The organism is Rhodococcus indonesiensis (genome assembly GCF_047782815.1).
Lineage (GTDB): Bacteria > Actinomycetota > Actinomycetes > Mycobacteriales > Mycobacteriaceae > Rhodococcus > Rhodococcus indonesiensis.
This window is the reverse complement of the sequence record NZ_CP180630.1, coordinates 4,940,046-4,959,938: the sequence shown is the minus strand read 5'-3', so window position 1 is coordinate 4,959,938 and position 19,893 is coordinate 4,940,046. Positions and strand designations below refer to the sequence as shown.

The window sequence follows — 19,893 nt, the reverse complement described above, 5'->3', positions numbered from 1 at the left end:
CACCGCGCGCGGTCGTGTGACTCGACGTGAAGCTGTCGCGCAGATTGAACGGCACCGGCCATGCGGCGTCGCCTGTGATCGCGACGCGGCCGGCGGTCTCGACGTCGGCCGTCCGGTGCGCCAGCGGACCGACCTGGCCATGCATGGCCGCCACCGTACAGCTGCTTGCCGGCTTCGACGTGTATCTCGACGATCCCGAGCGACAGAGTCGGCCCGAGGACCGTTGTCGGGTACCGGCCGGGGGTGGTCGACGGTCCCGTGGACCGTATACGGCGATAACCTGGAGGTACGCCTCACCAGGTGAGGTCACGGAGGAACGTGTACTGGTCGGGCCGTCGGGTCCGGTGCGCGGGAGTGACGAGCCGACGGAGTGAGCAGCGCGTTCCGATGGGTGCAGGTGATCCGCTCGACACGCAGCGGTACCCGCCCGCCCCGGCCGCGGAATTGACCGAGGCCGGGTTCGACGACGCCCAAGAGATCGGCCGCGGTGGGTTCGGGGTGGTCTACCGCTGCACCCAGACCGATCTGGAGCGCACGGTGGCGGTGAAGGTGCTCACCGTCGACCTCGACGAGGAGAACCGGGCGCGGTTCTTCCGCGAGCAGCGGGCGATGGGACGGTTGACCGGGCACCCGAACATCGTCCCCGTCCTGCAGGTCGGCGCCACCGACAGCGGCCGCCCCTACCTGGTGATGCCGTACCACCGGCAGGGCTGCCTCGACGTGCGGCTCCGCCGCCGCGGGCCGCTGCCGCTCGGCGAGGCGCTGCGGCTGGGGGTGAAGATGGCCGGTGCGCTCGAGACCGCGCACCGGCTCGGGATCCTGCACCGCGACGTCAAACCGGCGAACATACTGCTCACCGAGTACGGCGAACCGCAGCTGGCCGACTTCGGCATCGCGCACATCGCCGGCGCTTTCGAGACCGCCACCGGCGCCGTCACCGGATCGCCGGCCTACACCGCGCCGGAGGTGTTGGGCGGGGAGCCGCCGAGTGCGGCCGCCGATGTCTACGGTCTGGGCGCCACCCTGTTCAGCGCGCTGACCGGTCATGCGGCGTTCGAACGCCGCAGCGGGGAGCAGGTGGTCGCGCAGTTCCTGCGGATCACCACGCAGCCGGTCCCCGACCTGCGCGAGCACGGCATCCCCGACGACGTGGCCGACGCGATCGCACGGGCGATGGCCCGGACCCCGGAGCAGCGTCCGGCCACCGCCGCCGACCTCGGGGAGGCGCTCCGAGCCCTGCAACGCGCCCACGGCTTACCGGTCGACGAGATGGCCCTGCGCGCCGACGTCGAGGCCGAAGCCGTCGAGGCCGGAGGAGAGGCGGAGGCCGGGGACCCCGGGCCGGTGCGGAGCGGCCGGCGCCGGACCCCGGTGCCCACCGTGTCGGGCGCCACCGGCAGCCTGCCCCTGGAGTTGACCAGTTTCGTCGGCCGTCGCCACGAACTGACCGAGGCGAAGAACCTGCTGGCCGGATCCCGGCTGGTGACGTTGACCGGGATCGGCGGGGTCGGCAAGACCCGGCTGGCGGTGCGGGTGGCGGCGGCGGTGCAGCGCGACTACGCCGACGGGGTCCGGCTGGTCGAACTCGGGGAGCTGCACGACCGCGCGTCGCTGCTCGAGGCGGTGGCCGCCGCCGTGGGACTGCGGGATCAGTCGGGCCGGCCGATGCGGGAGGTGCTGGTCGAGTTCCTCGCCCCACGGCAGGTGCTGGTGGTGCTCGACAACTGCGAGCAGGTGATCGACGCGGTCGCCGACCTGGTCGAGGTGCTGCTGCGCCGGTGTCCTCGGGTGCGGATCCTGGCCACCAGCCGCGAACCCCTGGCCGTCGGCGGGGAGGCCGTGCTGGATGTCCCGCCGCTGACGGTCCCGGATCCGCAGCAGCCGCCCTCGATGCGGGAGTTGCCGCGATACGAGGCGGTGAAAATGTTCACCGAACGCGCCGCGGCCGCCGTGCCGGGTTTTGCGCTCACCGAGGACAACGCGGCGACGGTGGCGCGGATCTGCCACCGGCTCGACGGGCTGCCGCTGCCGATCGAGCTGGCCGCGGCCCGGCTGCGGGCGCTCTCGCCCGAGCAGATCCTCGACCGGCTCACCGACCGCTACACCCTGCTGACCCGCGGCCACCGGGGCGCGCCGACGCGACAACAAACCCTGCGGTGGTGCATCGACTGGAGCTACGAGTTGTGCACCGCCGTCGAACAGCGCGTGTGGGCTCGGGTGGCGGTGTTCGCGGGCAGCTTCGACCTCGACGCCGCCGAGCAGGTGTGCGGTGAGGGGCTCGCCGCGGGAGAGGTGCTCGACACGCTCACCGCCCTGGTGGACAAGTCGATCCTGATCCGGGAAGAGGCCGGGTCGGTGGTGCGGTTCCGGATGCTCGAGACGTTGCGCGACTACGGCGCCGAGAAGCTCGGACAGTCCGGTGAGGGTCTGACCGTGCGTCGCCGGCACCGGGACTGGTACGAGGCGTTGGCTCTTACCGCGGAGGCCGAGTGGATCAGCGCCCGTCAGCTCGACTGGATCGCCCGCCTCAAGCGCGAACAACCCAACCTGCGCGAAGCCCTCGACTTCTCCGTCGAGGACGAGCCTGCCGCCGGGCTGCGTATTGCCGCCGCGCTGTTCTCGTTCTGGATCTCGCAGGGCCTCTACCACGAGGGGCGGCGGTGGTACGAGAGACTGCTCGCCCGCCACAGCGGCCCGCCCACGCTCGACTGGGCCAAGGCGCTCTACGGCGCCAGCGTGATGGCCAGCGTCCAGGGCGACCTCCCCACCGGGACAACAATGGTCGCGCACGGGCGCACCCTGGCGGCGCAGACCACCGACCCCCTGATCCGCGCGTTCGTCGACGCCGCCGACGGCAGGCTCGGCGTCCTGCGCGGTGATCTCGACCATGCCCGCTCTCGCCTCGAATCCGCACTCGCACAGTTCAGCGAACGCGGAGACCGGGCGCTCGAGATAACCGCCCTGACCACACTGGGGACGGCCTATGAACTGTCCGGCCTGACAGAGGAGGCCGTCGAATGTCATGAGCGGGTCCTGGCGATCACGAACACGTACGGCGAGACGGTGCATCGATCGTATGCGCTGTGGGCCCTGGGTATCGTCCAGTGGCAGCAGGGTGATGCAGATCGTGCGGTCCGGTTCCTCGAAGACTCGCTGGCGTTGTCCCGACAAGTGCGTGCTCCCCACACCGCGGCAGCCTCCCTCGCGGCGCTGGCCTGGATCAGCGCCGACCGGCGCGATGCACGTCGGGCCGCAGTTCTGATGGGCGCCGCGGACGGACTGGCGCAGGCGATCGGCAGTTCCCCGATCATCTATTCCAATCTAGTTGTGCATCATGAAGATTATGTACGAAATGTTCGGAAAATACTCGGGGACAAGGATTTCGGGTCGGCCCACCGCCGAGGTGAACAATTCGGGTTCGACGCGGCCATCGCCTACGCCCTGCGCGAACAACCGCCGGCCGCCTCCACGCCCGGCGCCGACGCGTCGATGCGACTGACCAAGAGGGAACGGCAGGTCGCCGACCTCATCGGCGAAGGCCTGACGAATCAGGCCATCGCCCGTCGGCTGGTGATCTCCCCTCGCACGGCACAAGGTCATGTGGAGCACATCCTGGCCAAACTCGGCTTCACCTCTCGGGCCCAGGTCGCGGCCTGGGTCGCGGAGCAGACGCACGACTAGCCTCATGCGAAGGTCCGCTCCGAACTGGCGACCGATCGCCGCCAGCTCGTACCGACCAGTTTCCTTCCTTCGGGGAAAATGGGTATGCCTCTAGGTATTCCGGCCGTGGTCCATCCTCGATGGATACGGCAGGGTGGGACATGCCTCACCCGTTCGATCGAAGGTCCACCGATGCACTACCGACGCCGATCGACCATGACCCGAGCCGACGGCCAGTCCACCGCGATGCACTGGTCCACTGTTCGAGTCGACGCACAAGCGGAGATGTGTGCCGTCCTCGGGCGAGGATCGCCGGTGGTCTTCGTTCCCGGATGGGGATTGACGCCCTGGATCTACCGGCACGCCCTGGCCCGGCTGGCCCGGAGCTGTCGTGTCTATGCCCCGGCGATACCGGGTTTCTCGGGCGTGCCGGACCGTCCCCTCGATGAGCGAACCGTGGCAGACTGCGCCGCCTGGCTCGGTCGGTTCCTCGACGCTGCCGGACTCGGTCCGGTGACCCTGGTCGGGCATTCGTTCGGCGGGGCGCTGGCGGTCCGAGCCGCCGATGATCTTCCGGATCGGATAGCGCGCCTGGTTCTGGTGAACCCCGTGGGTGCAGAGGGGTGGCCGGATGTCGAGAGTGCGGTGCCCCCGCTCGGTGACGGACCACTGTGGGAGCGGGGCGCTGCGGCTCTGGGGGACGCGCTGGCGCTGCGGATGCTCGCCCCGGCCACGCCGCCGCGCCGCACCGCCACCATCGGCCACGACGTCGGTGCTCCGGGACGCGTCGGGCGCACCGACCTCATCGCCGCGGGTGGTGGCCTGACCGGGGAGCTGAACCGACTGGCGCAACGACGTCTGCCGGTAGCGCTGATGTGGAGCCGGGGCGACCGCCTGATATCGCGTGCGAGTGTCGAATCGCTCCGCGCCTGCCTGGGCGGACCGCCGGTGTTCACCGTTGCGGGCGGACACGGGTGGCCGATCACCGACCCGGAGTGTTTCGGGCACACGATGCGCACCGTCCTGGAGTGGATCCCCACCGAGGTGGCGTCGTGAGCGCCGGACTCGCCCGTCGCGGGCGCGAGACCACCCGCTCCGGGAAACTCGTCATCTGGAAATGTCGGGGATGCGCTGCACTGCTCGCGCCCCTGACCGGGTGCTGTCCCTCGTGCGGGGCCGGCACCCTCGAGCCCATCGCCTCGGCCGGCGCGGGCGTGATCGTCTCGTACCGGGTCGTCGATCGCACCCCCGACCCGGTGTGCGGCGAGCCGTGCCCGTCGGTCATGGCCATCGTCGCGCTCGACGAGGGCCCCTGGGTCTATTCGTGGATCGACGGCGACGTGCCGGTGCGGTCGGAGCGGCCGGTGCGGGTGCGGTTCCGGTCCACGCAGCCAGGCGAGCGATTCCCGGTCTTCGCACCCCGCGACCCCGACTGACTTCCGGTCCTGTCTGAACCGGAGGACAGTGCCGGTAAACAACATTGGGAGGCAGGCGCGGAGCGGTCAACTCCTCGCCGAAGCCTGTGTCGTTGCTGTCCCGGTGTCGTGACACAGAACCCGACCGAGTCGGACAGCGCCTCGTCGTCGACCGCTGTTGGACAGCGCTTTCCTTCCAGCACGACACGATGCACGCGTCCGGAAAGGGCGGCCGTCTCGGGTGTGATGCCGATCAGAGGTCGGAAGTCGGGGTTGTTCGCGGTTTGGGCGTCCCGTCGGCGACGGGTTATCGGTGACGTCGCCACGCTCGTACCTGCGCCCACGTCCCGGCATCGCCTGGATGGCGTTCGCGCCGTCGGGGCGTGACGAAGAGCTGTGCACCATGCGGACGGCTGTCACGCTCGTCGAGGATGGCGACAGGCCACCCCCGGGCGGTGCCCAGTGGTCTCGGTCGGGACGGGGCACGGTATCGGCATCGGTCCGGGCGCGCGAAACCGACGATCGCGAAGGGCATCGCGATCGGGAGCCGAACGCATGCACGTATTGACGAAAAGCGTTGACATCCAGGGCATGCCAGGCTTCTGGGTGGGATATTCCCGAGGGGCACGCGCGTGCTCCTGGGGGCGGACCCCGTCGAGTGCGACTTCGTACCGACCGAGCGCAGCACCGATATCACCGAGCACGCCCCGCGGGAAGGAAGGTTCGGCGCAAGGCGGGGATCGATGCGTAGTCCGGCCGGGTCGTGGATTCGATCCCCGCGACTCGTCGGGCTCAGGGCCCGTGCAGCCCTGGTGCCGGCGGCTTCTCGACCGGCACCAGGGGTGGCCGAGGCTAGTATCGGCGGGCCGCGTAGAACGGCATCGAGTCCAGTGGTGCCTGTTTCACCGACTGCCCGGTGGTGGGGGAGTGGATGACCGTGCCGTTCCCGGCGTAGAGCCCGACATGCTGCGCTCCGTTGAACAGGACGAGATCGCCGGGCTGCAGGTGGGCCCGATCCACCGGGTGTCCCCCGTCGAGCTGGTCGTAGGTGGTGCGCGGCACGACGACCCCGACCTGCTGGTACGCCCACCGGACCAGGCCCGAGCAATCGAATGCATCCGGCCCTGCCGCACCCCAGACGTACGGTGACCCGATCTTCGACTCGGCCGCGGCGAGCGCCTGCGCACCGTGGGTCGACGGTGACGGCGGCAGGGAGGGTGCCGTGTCGAGGCGCGGTGCGGGGTCCGGTACCGGGAGGGGTGCTGGGGTGGGGACCGGAGGAAGCCCCGGCGGGTGGGGTAAGTCGAACGTGCCGATCCCGGGGACGGTGATCGGCTCCGCTGCGGCCGGAGCCGCCGGAAACAGGCATGCTGCCGCTGTCGCACTCCCGGCGATCAGGAGACCTACGGGCGAAAGTTGCAGGCGAGAGCCCCGATGCGCTCTGTGTTTGGCCATGGAATGGAGTCCTTCGTGGGGGACGGTGTCCGAGGACTGTGCGGCTCGGACGTGACACTCCATAACATTCCGGTCACGAACGACTCGGACAACGGTCGAACGGCCGATACGCATACCTATTTCGGTGATGCGGGTAGATCACGAACCGGGCCTGCCGACCGGCACCGGCGGGCGGGTCACCCACGCTGAGGTGTGTCGCCGCCCTGGAACTCGTCCCGCCGGAATCGGTCGGTGAGTCGGCGGACATCGACCCCACTTCGGAATCGAAATCCACTGCTACGCCGGGTATCCCGATTCCTTCTCGGGGCACGCCGCACCGGGTGCCCGGGCCGGAACCGCGGACCGGATGAAGCGGCCGATCTCGGCGATGGCGCGGCGGGATTCGGGCAGCAGATCGGCCGCGGCTTGGAACACGTGCACCTGGCGGTCCCAGATTTGCAGCTCGCACTCGGTTCCGGCCGCCGCGAGCCGGTGGGCTATCGTTTCGGCATCCGGCAGCAGCAGCTCGTCCGACCCCACCTGGATCAGCGTCGGGGGCATGCCGCGCAGATCGTGATCGATCGGGCACCTCCGGGCCTGCGCGTTCGGGTCTGTCGCCTTCTGTGCATCGATGCGCCGGGTGAGTCGGGACAGTTCCGCCACGGCGGTCCCGGGCAGCAGTGCACATCGGTCCGCATTGACGTGTGCCAGTTTGCGGGCCGGATCCAGCTCCGTGAGCGGCGACAGGGCCACGACCGCAGCGGGCGCAGGCAGGCCCTCGTCCCGGAGCCGTAGCGGCACCATGAACGACAGGTAGCCGCCGGCGGAGTCGCCGGCGATCACGATCTGCTCGGGACGGTAGCCGACGGTCAGGAGGAGACGGTACCCGTCGATGCTGTCGGCGATGGCGTCGTCGATCGTATGGGTGGGCAGCATTCGGTAGTCGACCATCAGCACCGGTGCCTGTGCCTCGGCGGAGATGCGCGAGACGAGGCGCCGGTGCGTGCGCAGGCCACAGCACAGAAACGCGCCGCCGTGCAGGTAGAGGACGACGCGGTCGATACCGACGTCCCTCGCTTCGGCCCAGAGGGCGCCGCAGTTCGGCAGTGTCGCGGGCCGGCACCGGGTGCCCTCGATCGGCGGCAGCAGGTTTCCGACGGATTCGATCAGGTTGGTCGGCCACGGCAGCCCGGACGCGCGCGCCCACAGGGAGAGCACCGGGCGCAAGGTCAGCTGGAGCGAACGCGCGAGCAGTTGCGCCTGCACGCTGGTTCCGGGGAAATGCCGCTGGTGCAGAGGGGCCGGCCAGTGGGGGATTCCTGGCTCGTCATGCGTAGCGCATCCGTCGAGATCGCCGGGTTCCCACGGCGGGTTGGTCGTCACGATGGTCCTCACATCAGTTCATTCCTTCGCCCCAGCGGTTCGGCCACGCGTTGCCGGGGGACTACGCACAATGCGACGTCGAAGTCGGCGTGCGCGTATTTCACAGGGTTACAGGGGCATCGGCACAGCGGCAGTGCCGCCGTCGGAGTCTGGTCGCGGTGCCGGTCGGGGGTCCACGCCCCGACGATGCCGGCCGGGCGATTGCAGTATCTGCCGGTCGGCGTCCAGCGACGCTGGGCGTGCTGCGCCGAGGCCTGAGCGTGCTGCATATCGCTCTGCTGCGGTGAGTGCTCACGCGTACCGAGCCGCGGTGCGGATGGAATCGGCCTGGCCGGCGGTGCGATCCAGGATGTCCCAGACAGTCCGGTAGCGCTTGACGGTCATCTCGTCCGCGTCCGCGAGCAGGGCGTCCAGTAGGGAGGAGGGATTGTTCTGCCAACAGCGCGCCGCCTCGGCGACGGCGCGGTTGGTGAACAGCCCCGAGCGAGCCAGCGCCACACGCCACTCATCGACGACACCACGATGGATCTGTGCGACGGTGTCGTAGTCGACGCCCTCGGCGGCGAAATCGCGGGAGAACGTCGCCGTGACATAGTCACCCCAGCTGGACGATTCTGCCGTCATCGGTGCAGACCCCTTTCCGTGCAGTCCACGCGACGGGTCCGTTCCGAAGTGCGACGATCAACGGTGTCGGCGTCACCAGGGGACCGGCTCGCGGCTTGTGGCAGGTCGTATCGTTGCCCGCCGCGGGGCCGCAGGGCATCGGCCGAATGACCCGGGGTATACCTGTTTTCTCGCCTCCCGCACCCTCGAGCGAGGTGGGCAACGGTTCGTGCGCCCGCACCGGGACCGGTTCGGTGCGACCACGGGACCGATCGCGGCGTCGGCCTTCATGGACTGGCAAGCAAAGAGGAGAGGCTGTGCCACGCCCTCTCGCACCGGTACATCGAGGCCCACATCGCTGCCGGCGCCCGCTGCCGCGTCCAACGTCGTATCGACGTGCAGCGCCGCGAACTGTTCAGGTCCCCGCTCGGACCGCCCATGTTGATTAATACGTGTACTAAATAGACGGTCTCGGATAAAGTGGCGCCCATGACCGAAACGGACGCCGGCGAACTCGACTACTGGTCCTTCGTCGAGCTTGCGAACCGGCGTCTGAGCAATCGATACGGCGACTACCACGAGCAGGCCACCGAGGTGCTGCTGACCCTCAACCGCGCCTCCGACATCGTCACGTATGACCTCGAGGCGGCCGTGCACCGCCCGCGGGGGCGGTCGTGGTCGGCCTACCGCCTGATGTTCGTCACCTGGCTGGCCGGTCCGATCGAGCCGAAGATGGCCGCCAAGCTCACCGGCATGAGCCGCGCCGCCGTCTCCAATCTGGCGAAACCGCTGGTCGAGGCGGGTCTGTTGACGCGCACCCCCGACCCGGAGGACGGCCGGTCGGTCCGGTTGTCGCTCACCGAGACCGGCGAACGCGAGATCGTGGAGACGTTCCGGGCGCAGAACGAGCGGGAAGCGGCTTGGGTCGACGTGCTCACCGAGGCCGAACAGCACATTCTGGTCATGTTGCTCAACAAGCTCATCACCAAACGCAGCCAGTTCGACATCCGCGGCCGCAACTGACGACCGATTCGGCCTATGTGGTTGCGCTCACGCCCGAAATCTAGTTAAGGTATTAACTAACATCCCGCGGGGTTCACCGCGGATCGGTCAGCACGAGCCCGAGGAGCTGAAACCCATGGCCTTCTACCGACAGCTCGGCGTCATCCCGCCGAAGCGGCACACGCAGCACCGCAACGAGGACGGTGGACTGTTCTACGAGGAGCTGATGGGCGAGGAGGGCTTCTCCTCCGACTCGGCGCTGCTGTACCACCGGCACATCCCGTCGGCCATCGTCGACGCCACCGAGTGGAAGCTGCCCGACCAGGCCACCACCCCGAACCACCCGCTCAAGCCGCGCCACCTGAAGCTGCACGATCTGTTCCCGCAGACCGTCTGGGCCGAGACCGACGTGGTCACCGGCCGCCGGCTCATCCTGGGCAACGCGGACGTGCGCCTCTCGTACGTCGTGTCGGCGAAGGAGTCGCCGCTCTACCGCAACGTCGTCGGCGACGAGATGGTCTACGTCGAGTCGGGAACCGCCCGCGTCGAGACCGTCTTCGGTGTGCTCGACGCGAAGGCCGGCGACTACGTGCTGCTGCCGATGGCCACCACCCACCGCTGGATTCCCACCGGCGACGAGCCGCTGCGCGCCTACGTCATCGAGGCCAACAGCCACATCGTCCCGCCGAAGCGCTTCCTGTCGCGGTTCGGCCAGTTCCTCGAGCACGCACCGTTCTGCGAGCGCGACCTGCACGGCCCGACCGAGCTGATCCAGGTCGAGGACAGCAACGTCGAGGTCCTGGTCAAGCACCGCACGTCGCACGGCATCGTCGGTACCCGCTACCTCGTGCCCAACCACCCGTTCGACGTCGTCGGCTGGGACGGCTGCCTGTACCCGTACACTTTCAGCATCCACGACTACGAGCCCATCACCGGCCGGGTCCACCAGCCGCCGCCGGCGCACCAGGCGTTCGAGGGCAACAACTTCGTCATCTGCAACTTCGTGCCCCGCAAGGTGGACTACCACCCGCTGGCGATCCCGGTGCCCTACTACCACTCCAACGTCGACTCCGACGAGGTCATGTTCTACTGCGGCGGGGACTACGAGGCCCGCAAGGGCTCCGGCATCGGCCAGGGATCCATCTCGGTCCACCCCGGTGGCCACGCCCACGGCCCGCAGCCCGGCGCCTACGAACGCAGCATCGGCGTCGACTTCTTCGACGAGCTCGCCGTCATGGTGGACACGTTCCGGCCGCTCGAACTCGGCGAGGGTGCGCTGGCGTGCGAGGACGCGGCCTATGCCGGCAGCTGGAACCGGGGGTTGCAGAAGTGAGCACTCTCGGACCCCTGCTGACGGAGCTGTGCGACGACGCCGCGCTGTTCCCGCCCGGTAATGCCCCGCTCGATCGCGCCCTCCCCGCTCACGCCGCGCACCGCATCGCCGACCATGCCGGGCTGGTGGGCACGTTCGTGTTCCCGGCGCCGCGGATCCCGGAGTTGCTCGAGGCGCTCGGCGAGCGTCCGTTCGGCGGCGACCTCACCCTGAGCCTGACCGTTCCGGGCGGGCCGTCCGCGGTCGTTCCCGCGATGGAGAGCCTGCGCGACGTCGACGGCGTCACCGTGGCCGCCCTCGAGATCGCGGTGCCCGCCGGGGAGAGTCCCGCCGGTGTGCTCGTCGCCCTCGATGTGATCGCCGCCGAGTACCCCGGAGTCGCACTGTTCGTGGAGGTGCCGCGCGACGAGCGTCGCGCCGAGATCCTCCAGGGACTCGTGGGGTCGCGTTACGCGGCGAAGTTCCGCACCGGAGGGGTGGTCGCCGAGGCGTACCCCGACGAGCGGGAACTCGCCGAAGCCCTCTCGACCGTGGTCCGCACGAAGGTCGCGTTCAAGGCCACGGCGGGCCTGCACCACGCGGTCCGCAACACCGACCCGCACACCGGATTCGAACAACACGGATTCCTCAACGTACTCGCCGCCGTCGACGCCGTACTCGACGGTGCGGACACCGCTGCCGTCGCGGCGGTGCTCGCCGACCGGGACGGCGCCGGTCTCGCTGCGCGACTGAACGATTTGCCGCCTGCTCGAATAGAAGAGCTGCGCAACAGCTTCCGCTCGTTCGGCACCTGCAGCATCATGGAGCCGCTCGCCGATCTCGTCGAGGTCGGCCTGGTTCCGTCGACGATGTCCCCGATCACCGAAGGATCTCTCGCATGACCGTCATCGACATTCCGGAAGGTTCGCTCTTCGGCGCGAACAACCTGCCCTACGGCGTGTTCTCCACGGCCGGAACGCAGCCGCGCGTCGGTGTGCGCGTCGGTGACTCCGTTCTCGACCTGTCCGTCGTGTTCGACGATCCCGCGTTCGCCGAGGCGACTCTCAACGCGTTCATGGCACAGGGCCGCGCCCGCTGGGACGAGGTGCGGGCCGCGCTGCAGGACCTCGTCGCCGGGGACGTGCCCGCCGAGGCCGTGCACGCCGTCGCGGACGTGACTCTGCATCTGCCGATCGACGTCGCCGACTATGTCGACTTCTACGCGTCCGAGAACCACGCGTCGAACCTCGGGCGCCTGTTCCGACCCGACAACCCGTCGCCGCTGATGCCGAACTGGAAGCACCTGCCGGTCGGCTACCACGGCCGGTCGAGCACCGTGGTCGTGTCGGGAGTGGACATCGTGCGTCCGTGCGGACAGCGCAAGGGCCCGAACGATCCGGCGCCGGTGTTCGGTCCGTCGACCCGCCTCGACATCGAGGCCGAGATGGGCTTCATCGTGGGCGTGGGCTCCGAGATGGGTTCGACCGTCACCCCCGACGAGTTCGCCGACCACTGCTTCGGCGCGGTGATCCTCAACGACTGGTCGGCCCGCGACATCCAGGCCTGGGAGTACGTGCCGCTCGGCCCGAACCTCGGCAAGTCGTTCGCGACGTCCATCTCCCCGTGGGTCGTGCCGCTGGCTGCGCTCGAGGCGGCCCGCATCGACACCCCGGTGCAGGACCCGGAGCCGCTGCCGTACCTGAAGGGCACCGAGAAGTGGGGCCTGGACATCGATCTCGAGGTCGAGTGGAACGGTCACGTCGTCTCGCGTCCGCCGTACGCCCAGATGTACTGGTCGCCGGCGCAGATGCTCGCGCACACGTCCGTCAACGGTGCCGCCACCCGCACCGGCGACCTGTTCGGCTCCGGCACCATCTCCGGGCCCGAGAAGGACCAGCGCGGCGCGTTCATCGAACTCACCTGGGGCGGCAAGGAACCCGTCCAGGTCGGCGACGAGACCCGCACCTTCCTCGAGGACGGCGACGAGATCTCGATCTCTGCGACCGCGCCCGGCCCGGACGGCACCCGGATCGGTTTCGGTGAGGTCCGCACCCGCATCCTGCCCGCGAAGGACGCAGGCCGCTGACCGGCGCGGATCCGCGCTCGGGCTCGACAACGGCGCGCCGAACCGGGCGCGCCCACGTCCGGTCGGCGCGCGGATCCGCCTCAGCGAACGGTCAGTGAGTCACCCACCGCGAGAACGCCTTCCGTCGCGACATCGGCGTACACACCGATGCACGGTGCCGGCGTGGCCTCGGGACGATTCGGCACGCGGTTGCGTTCGGTGACGGTGCGGAGCATGTCGCGCCGGGCCGGCACCTCCTGGTGCGGCAACGTCACCATCACGCACCGGGCCGTGCGCTGCGTCGGCACGAGCGCGGCCGTCCCCGCCTCGAGCCGCCGGCCCAGCCAGCCGTCCTCGACGAAGCCGGTGCCGTCCGCCGAGACCACCACGTTGGGCCGGAAGCGGCGCAGCGCGACGTCGGCGGCGTCGCCCGTGCCGAGCGCGTCCACGGCTGCCGTCGTGAGCAGGTGCACCGGCGCGTCGTCGTAGGTGCGCGGGCGGGCTTCCAGCGTCAGTGCCCGCCCGGTCAGTTCCGCCAGCAGGCCCGGGGTGCGTGGGTCGTCGCCGCGGGTGCACCGGCCGTCGGGCAGAGTGATCTCGAGGACGGCCGGATCCGACGGGTCGGTGTCGTCGAGCAGTCGGGCGCGGCATTCGAGCAGCCGCGACCAGGCGCGCACCTTCTTGGCCGTCGCGACGGCGCCGGTCTCGGCGTCGATCACCGCCCACAGGTGGTCGCCGCGCAGGCCGTCCGGCTCGATCGTCGCCGACTGCAGTTGTTCGCCGCCGAACGACTTGACCGGGTAACGCCACAGCTGAGAGACCTGCACAACGGGCCAGCATACGGACCGGTGTGTCCTTCGGGTGGTCCTGGCAGCCCGAAGGACACACCGGCGCGGCCTAAGGTGTGGCGTATGAGCGATGATGCGACGCCTCGCCGTTGGGGCCTGACGATCCCCCTCGACGGCATTCCCCTGCCCGGCCAGCGAGATCTGATCGCCGAACTGCCCGACCTCGGCTACACCGACGTGTGGTCGTCCGAGAGCAGCGTGGCCGACGCCTTCACGCCCCTGGCGCTGGCGAGCGTGTGGGCGCCGACCTTGCGCCTGGGTACCGCGATCGTGCCGGTCTTCACGCGCGGTCCGGCCACCCTGGCGATCTCCGCGGCCACTCTCGCCGCCGCCGCCCCGGGGCGATTCGTCCTCGGCGTGGGCACCTCGTCCAACGTGATCGTCGAGAAGTGGAACAGCACCCCCTTCGAGGAGCCGTTCAAGAGAGCCCGCGACACCCTGCAGTTCCTGCGGGCCGCGCTCGCCGGCGAGAAGGTCACGCACAGATACGACACGTTCGAGGTCAGCGGGTTCCGCGCCGGACTCGTCCCCGATCCCGCCCCGCCGCTGCTGCTCGCCGCCCTGCGGCCGGGCATGCTGCGCCTCGCCGGGCGCGAGGCCGACGGCGCGATCGTCAACTGGCTGTCGGCCGACGACGTGCGCACCGTCGCGCCGTACGTGCACGAGGGCGGAGCGGGCAAGGAGATCGTCGCCCGCATCTTCGTCCTGTCCGGCTTCGACGCCGAAACCGCCCGCAGCATCGGTCGTCGCATGATCGCCGCCTACATGAACGTCCCCGTCTACCGGGCCTTCCACGAATTTCTCGGACGCAGCGACGATTTCGAGGGCATGTGGCGGTTGTGGGCGGAGGGGGAGCGGTCGGCGGCCCTCGCCGCGATCCCGGACCACGTGGTGGACCAGCTGGTCGTGCACGGGCCGCCCGAGGCCTGCCGGGAGCACATCGAACGGTACGTCGAGGCGGGCGTGACCACCCCCGTGATCGCGATGACCACCGCGGGCGACCCCACGGAGATGGTCCGGGCCCTCGCCCCACGCTGACCACCGGTCACGATTCGGTCGCGGCGGTAACGTCCCGCTCGGGCATCGGCGACATTCCCGGCAGATCGACCGCTGGGAGGCCGCGATGCCTGGACCGGATCTGCGTCGGGTGACCGTCGTCGCCGACGACGGTGTGCCTCTGTCGGTGCGGGTGCACGGACCCGTCGACGCGCTCGTCACCGTCGTGCTGGTGCACGGGCACTGCCTGCACACCGGCAGCTGGTCGGCGGTCCGCGAGCGCCTTGCCGGGCAGGCCGGGGCGGGGATCCGCATCGTCGCCTACGACCAGCGCGGGCACGGCCGGTCGGGGGTCGGTGCGCCGGAGACGTACACGATCGACCAGCTCGCCCACGACCTCGACGTCGTGCTGCGCACCGTCGTGCCCCACGGTCCGGTCGTGCTGGCGGGGCATTCGATGGGCGGGATGGTGGCGATGGCCTACGCGCGGCTGTACCCGGAGCGGATCGGGAGCCGCGTCGTGGGCGCCGCCCTCGTGGCGACCGCGGCGAGCGGCCTGGCCGAGCTGGGACTCGGCCGCTATCTGCGGCACCCGGCGGTGTCCGTGCTCCACCGCGCGGTGCGCCGCGCGCCGCGGGTGATGCAGGGATCGATGCGGGTCGGCGGGCGGATGTGCGCTCCGGTGATCCGTCGCGGCGGCGCGGACTCGTGGGCACGGTCGCTGGCGACGACCCTGGCCACCGAGGCGTCGATCGTGACGCTCTCGCGCTTCCTGGCGGCGTTCGCGGTGCTGGACGAGTCGGCGGCCCTGGCCGTGCTGGCGGCGATCCCGGTCCTGGTGCTCGGCGGTTCGGCCGACGAGCTGACGCCGTTCGCGCACTCGCGGGCCATCGCCGCGCGGCTGCCGGCCGCCGAACTGGTGCGGGTCGAGGGCGCGGGGCACTCGGTGATCGTCCAGCACGCCGACGAGGTGGCGGCCGCGCTGCTGCGGCTGCTCACCCACGTTCGGGGGGTGGCCGCCCCCGTCGCGGTGGTGTAGGCAGGAGCGCATGACCGATACGCGCACCGACCAGCCCGCCGCCGTTCTCATCGCCGTCGACGAGGCGTCCGGCATCGGCCTGCTCACCCTCAACCGTCCCGATCAGCGAAACCCGTTGTCCGCGGCGGCGATGCGCGAGGTCACGATGGGGCTGCGCGCGCTGTCCGCGGAGCCCGCGACCCGGGTGATCGTGATCCGCGCCGAGGGCCCGGTGTTCTCGGCGGGGCACGACCTGCGCGAGATGATCGGCCGCACCCTCGAGGACGAGCGGATCATCTTCGACACCTGCACCGAGATGATGCAGACCGTGCAGTCGGTGCCGCAGCCGGTGATCGCGTCGGTGCAGGGCACGGCCGTCGCGGCCGGCTGCCAGCTGGTGGCGTCGTGCGACCTGGCGGTCGCGTCGTCGGACGCGGTGTTCGGTACCCCGGGGGTCAAGATCGGCCTCTTCTGTTCCACGCCGATGGTCGCGCTCAGCCGGGCCGTGGGGCGCAAGCGGGCCATGCAGATGCTGCTCACGGGCGAGACGATCGACGCGGCGACGGCGGCGGACTGGGGATTGATCAACTTCGTCGTCGATCCCGCGGTCCTGGAGTCCGAGACGGCGGCCCTGGCCGCGAAGATCGTCTCGGCGTCCCCGGCGACGGTGCGGATCGGGAAGGAAGCCTTCTACCGGCAGATCGAGCTGTCGCAGGAGCAGGCCTACGAGGCGATGGCCGAGACGATGGCGACCAACGCGATGATCTGCGACGCCCAGGAGGGTATGACGGCGTTCGTGGAGAAGCGCCGGCCGGTGTGGCAGGGTCGCTGACGTTATCGATCGATCGGTCTGGTCAATTGGTTGGACGTCCTATAACCTGTCGGCCATGAGCCTCGACCCGCGCGCGAACACCGTCGACGGCGTGCTGCACCGCAGCGCCGCCCGCTTCCCCGACCGCACCGCCCTGCGATTCGGCGACCGAACCCTCAGCTACCGCGAGCTCGACGACGCGGTCACCCGGGCGGCCGGACGGTTGCGTGCGCTGGGCCTGGTGCAGGGCGATCGCGTCGCCGCGTACGGCACCAACTCCGACGCCTACGTCGTCGGGTACCTCGCGGCCGCCCGCGCCGGCCTGGTGCACGTGCCGATCAACTACGCGCTGCGCGGCGAGGAACTCAGCTACCTTCTCGGCCAGTCCGGGGCGCGCGCCGTCCTCGTCGACCCCGCGTTGCGCGAGAACCTCGACGCCGTCCTCGGCGACGTCCCGGCCGAGCATGTGGTGCCGCTGCGCGACGCCGACGACTCGCTTCTCGCCGTCGCGGGCACGGGCGAGGTGCCCGAACTCGACGTGACTGTCTCCGACGCCGACCTCGTGCAGCTGCTCTACACCTCCGGCACCACCTCGAAGCCCAAGGGCGCCATGATGTCCCACCGGGCGCTGGTGCACGAGTACACCTCGTCGATCGTCGCGCTGGACCTGGCGGCGGACGACAATCCGCTGATCTGCATGCCGCTGTACCACTCCGCCGGCATGCACGTGTTCATGCTGCCGTACCTGGCCGTCGGCGCCACGGTCACGCTGCTGCCCGCCCCCGACATCCCGGAGATCCTGCGGCTCGTCGAGTCCGAGCGGATCGGCTCGCTCTTCCTCGCCCCGACGGTGTGGGTGCCGCTGGCGAACCACCCCGATCTCGAGACCCGCGACCTGTCGTCGCTGCGGAAGGCGCAGTACGGCGCGTCGATCATGCCCGTCACCGTGCTGAACCGGCTCCGCGAGCGCTACCCGGACCTCGGGTTCTACAACTGCTTCGGTCAGTCCGAGATCGGGCCGCTGGCAACGGTTCTGCGTCCGGAGGAGCACGCGGACCGGCCGTCGTCGTGCGGGAAGGCGGTGCTGTTCGTCGAGACCCGCGTCGTCGACGCCGACGGCAACGACGTGCCGGACGGTGAGCCCGGCGAGGTGCTGTACCGGTCGCCGCAGCTGTGCCTGGGCTACTGGGACAACCCGGACGCCACCGCGGAGGCGTTCCGCGACGGGTGGTTTCACTCCGGCGATCTCGTCACCCGTGACGCCGAGGGTTACATCACCGTCGTCGACCGGATCAAGGACGTCATCAACACGGGCGGCATCCTCGTCGCGTCCCGGGAGGTGGAGGACGCCCTCTACACCCACGAGGCCGTCGCCGAAGTCGCGGTCATCGGCACCCCCGACGAGAAGTGGATCGAGGCCGTCACCGCCGTCGTCGTGCTGCGCGACGGTGCGGACACCGACGAGAACGAGCTGATCGACCACGTCAAGCAGCGCCTGGCGCCGTTCAAGGTTCCGAAGCTCGTCCGCTTCGTGGACACCCTGCCGCGCAACCAGAGCGGCAAGCTCCTCAAGCGCGAGTTGCGCACCCAGTGACCGGCATCGACCTGCGGCGACCGGCATCGACCGAATGTCACATCAGTTCGATCGAATCGACGCGGTGTGACATTCGGTCACACCGGAGGGAAGGTTGAAGGACACCGATGGTGAAGAAGCACGTGCCGTCCTGGCACGACGACGAGGTCCAGGCGGTTTCGGAACTGGCCCGCGACTTCTTCGAGCGCGAGGTGATGGCCCGCGCCGATAAGTGGGACACCCAGCGGCGCATCGACCGCGAGGTGTGGCTCGCGGCCGGCAAGCTCGGTCTGCTGCTGTGCTCGATCCCGGAGGAGTTCGGCGGCGGGGGTGGGACCTTCGCGCACGATCTCGCGGTCTTCGAGGCACAGGGCTACTCGGGTGATCTCGCCCTCGGCATCTCGGTGCACAGCGGCATCGTCGCCCACTACATCCTCGAGTACGGCAGCGAGGAGCAGAAGCGAACCTGGTTGCCCGGCATGGCCACCGGCGAGATCCTCGGCGCGATCGGCATGACCGAGCCCGGCGCCGGGTCGGACCTGAAGGCCATCAAGACCACCGCGGTCCGCGACGGCAACGAGTACGTGGTCAACGGCTCGAAGACGTTCATCACCAACGGTTCGTCGGCCGACGTCATCGTGCTCGCCGTCAAGACCGACCCGAAGGCCGGCGCCAAGGGTGTCTCCCTGCTGATCGTCGACCTGCGCGACTGCCCCGGCTTCGCGGTCGGGCGCGTGCTGGACAAGGTCGGCCAGCACGGCGCCGACACCTCCGAGCTGTCGTTCACCGACGTGCGGGTACCGGTGTCGAACCTGCTCGGCGAGACCGAAGGCCAGGGCTTCGCGCAGCTGATGGCGCAGCTGGTGCAGGAGCGGTTGATCATCGGTGCCCAGGCGGCCGGGGCGATGGACCGTGCGGTCGAGGAGACGGTGCGCTACACCAAGGAGCGGCAGGCGTTCGGGCACAGCCTGTTCGAGTTCCAGAACACCGCGTTCGAGCTGGCCGAGTGCCGAACCATCGCCCGCACCTGCCAGGTATTCCTCGATCACTGCATCGAGCAGCACCTGAAGGGCGAACTCGACGCCGCGGACGCCGCGATGGTCAAGTACTGGCTGACCGACAAGCAGTGCGAGGTCATCGACCGCTGCGTGCAGCTGCACGGCGGCTACGGCTACATGCGCGAGTACCTCATCGCCCGGATGTATGAGGACGCCCGCGTGCAGCGGATCTACGCCGGCGCGAACGAGGTGATGAAGCAGATCATCGCCCGCTCCCTCTGAGCCCGTCCGAGGTGGAGGGGTCCCGCACGGGACCCTTCGCCTGCCGGGTGTGGTGCGCGAGCAGCTTCGTGAGCAGGGCGGCGAGTTGGTCCCGCTCGGCCGGGTCCAGCGACGCGAACGCCTCGTCCTGAGCCGCGACGAGGACGTCGTCGAGGGCGCGCAGGTGCTGCCGCCCGCGGCGCGTGACGCTGATGATGTTGCGGCGCCGATCGGTAGGATCGGGACTGCGGTCGACGAACCGCCGATCGGCCAGCTCGTTGACGGTGGCGACGATGTCGCTGCGGTCCATCCCCGCCCGGCGGCCCAGATCCGCCTGACACAGCGAGCCGTACTCCTCGAGCGCCGCCAGCGCGCGGTAGTGGTAGCCGCGGGCGTCGGCCAGGCCGAGCCGGCCGGACACCACTCGGTGTACGTGGCGCGCGGACTGGGTCAGCAGCCAGCTCGGGAGCCGCGCGAGTCTCGTGGGCGCGGTCGAAATGTCTGGGTCGGACAT

General features: G+C 69.9%; 17 protein-coding genes. 12 read left to right on the top strand and 5 right to left on the bottom strand.

From position 1 onward, the window contains the following. Window positions 1–387 precede the first annotated feature (387 nt). The 3 genes from ACM26Y_RS22705 (at window position 388) to ACM26Y_RS22695 (ending at window position 5,096) form a co-directional block, all read left to right on the top strand. Window positions 388–3,681, top strand: coding sequence for a protein kinase domain-containing protein (locus tag ACM26Y_RS22705; RefSeq protein ID WP_416062039.1), 3,294 nt, complete (start codon window positions 388–390; stop codon window positions 3,679–3,681). Window positions 3,682–3,759: 78 nt separating this feature from the next. After that, window positions 3,760–4,716 (top strand): alpha/beta fold hydrolase, encoded by a 957-nt coding sequence (locus ACM26Y_RS22700; RefSeq protein ID WP_416062038.1) that lies wholly within the window; start codon window positions 3,760–3,762, stop codon window positions 4,714–4,716. Further along, on the top strand, window positions 4,713–5,096 hold the full coding sequence (locus ACM26Y_RS22695; RefSeq protein ID WP_416062037.1) for a Zn-ribbon domain-containing OB-fold protein: 384 nt from the start codon (window positions 4,713–4,715) through the stop codon (window positions 5,094–5,096). The genes ACM26Y_RS22700 and ACM26Y_RS22695 overlap by 4 nt, the downstream gene beginning before the upstream one ends. Before the next feature lie 831 nt (window positions 5,097–5,927). On the opposite strand, the gene ACM26Y_RS22690 is transcribed toward ACM26Y_RS22695, so the two are convergent. From ACM26Y_RS22690 to ACM26Y_RS22680, 3 genes are all read right to left on the bottom strand, one after another. Then, entirely contained in the window at window positions 5,928–6,530 is a 603-nt protein-coding gene (locus ACM26Y_RS22690) for a C40 family peptidase (protein ID WP_054372122.1), read from the bottom strand. A 276-nt stretch (window positions 6,531–6,806) separates the two neighbouring features. Continuing rightward, entirely contained in the window at window positions 6,807–7,775 is a 969-nt protein-coding gene (locus ACM26Y_RS22685) for an alpha/beta hydrolase (protein WP_416063736.1), read from the bottom strand. Between the two features lie 408 nt (window positions 7,776–8,183). Then, window positions 8,184–8,516: a hypothetical protein gene (locus ACM26Y_RS22680; protein ID WP_416062036.1), complete on the bottom strand. Its 333-nt coding sequence runs from the start codon at window positions 8,514–8,516 to the stop codon at window positions 8,184–8,186. Window positions 8,517–8,984: 468 nt separating this feature from the next. Here ACM26Y_RS22680 and ACM26Y_RS22675 point away from each other — a divergent pair, with 468 nt between their 5' ends. The 4 genes from ACM26Y_RS22675 (at window position 8,985) to fahA (ending at window position 12,895) form a co-directional block, all read left to right on the top strand. Beyond that, window positions 8,985–9,518, top strand: coding sequence for a MarR family winged helix-turn-helix transcriptional regulator (locus tag ACM26Y_RS22675; RefSeq protein ID WP_003934374.1), 534 nt, complete (start codon window positions 8,985–8,987; stop codon window positions 9,516–9,518). A gap of 115 nt (window positions 9,519–9,633) precedes the next feature. After that, complete coding sequence (locus tag ACM26Y_RS22670; RefSeq protein WP_054373019.1) at window positions 9,634–10,830, top strand: homogentisate 1,2-dioxygenase; 1,197 nt, start codon at window positions 9,634–9,636, stop codon at window positions 10,828–10,830. Further along, complete coding sequence (locus ACM26Y_RS22665) at window positions 10,827–11,711, top strand: hypothetical protein (RefSeq protein ID WP_416062035.1); 885 nt, start codon at window positions 10,827–10,829, stop codon at window positions 11,709–11,711. The genes ACM26Y_RS22670 and ACM26Y_RS22665 overlap by 4 nt, the downstream gene beginning before the upstream one ends. Then, window positions 11,708–12,895: a fumarylacetoacetase gene (fahA, locus tag ACM26Y_RS22660; protein WP_416062034.1), complete on the top strand. Its 1,188-nt coding sequence runs from the start codon at window positions 11,708–11,710 to the stop codon at window positions 12,893–12,895. The genes ACM26Y_RS22665 and fahA overlap by 4 nt, the downstream gene beginning before the upstream one ends. Window positions 12,896–12,975: 80 nt before the next feature. Here fahA and ACM26Y_RS22655 read toward each other — a convergent pair whose 3' ends face one another. After that, the gene (locus ACM26Y_RS22655; RefSeq protein WP_416062033.1) at window positions 12,976–13,701 is read right to left on the bottom strand and encodes an MOSC domain-containing protein; all 726 of its coding nucleotides are present in this window, start codon (window positions 13,699–13,701) and stop codon (window positions 12,976–12,978) included. Window positions 13,702–13,785: 84 nt separating this feature from the next. Here ACM26Y_RS22655 and ACM26Y_RS22650 point away from each other — a divergent pair, with 84 nt between their 5' ends. From ACM26Y_RS22650 to ACM26Y_RS22630, 5 genes are all read left to right on the top strand, one after another. Further along, window positions 13,786–14,760 (top strand): LLM class F420-dependent oxidoreductase, encoded by a 975-nt coding sequence (locus tag ACM26Y_RS22650; RefSeq protein WP_416062032.1) that lies wholly within the window; start codon window positions 13,786–13,788, stop codon window positions 14,758–14,760. Between the two features lie 109 nt (window positions 14,761–14,869). Next, the gene (locus ACM26Y_RS22645; protein WP_416063735.1) at window positions 14,870–15,757 is read left to right on the top strand and encodes an alpha/beta fold hydrolase; all 888 of its coding nucleotides are present in this window, start codon (window positions 14,870–14,872) and stop codon (window positions 15,755–15,757) included. Window positions 15,758–15,767: 10 nt separating this feature from the next. Then, window positions 15,768–16,568 carry an enoyl-CoA hydratase gene (locus ACM26Y_RS22640; RefSeq protein WP_003934367.1) on the top strand — a complete coding sequence of 267 codons (801 nt, stop codon included), beginning with the start codon at window positions 15,768–15,770 and terminating at the stop codon, window positions 16,566–16,568. Window positions 16,569–16,623: 55 nt separating this feature from the next. Next, complete coding sequence (locus tag ACM26Y_RS22635; RefSeq protein ID WP_416062031.1) at window positions 16,624–18,141, top strand: acyl-CoA synthetase; 1,518 nt, start codon at window positions 16,624–16,626, stop codon at window positions 18,139–18,141. 107 nt (window positions 18,142–18,248) lie between these two features. Further along, a complete protein-coding gene (locus ACM26Y_RS22630) occupies window positions 18,249–19,400 on the top strand; it encodes an acyl-CoA dehydrogenase family protein (protein ID WP_416062030.1) in 1,152 nt (383 codons plus the stop codon). On the opposite strand, the gene ACM26Y_RS22625 is transcribed toward ACM26Y_RS22630, so the two are convergent. Continuing rightward, window positions 19,381–19,893, bottom strand: a complete 513-nt coding sequence (locus ACM26Y_RS22625; RefSeq protein ID WP_054373041.1) for a MarR family winged helix-turn-helix transcriptional regulator — start codon at window positions 19,891–19,893, stop codon at window positions 19,381–19,383. The genes ACM26Y_RS22630 and ACM26Y_RS22625 overlap by 20 nt on opposite strands.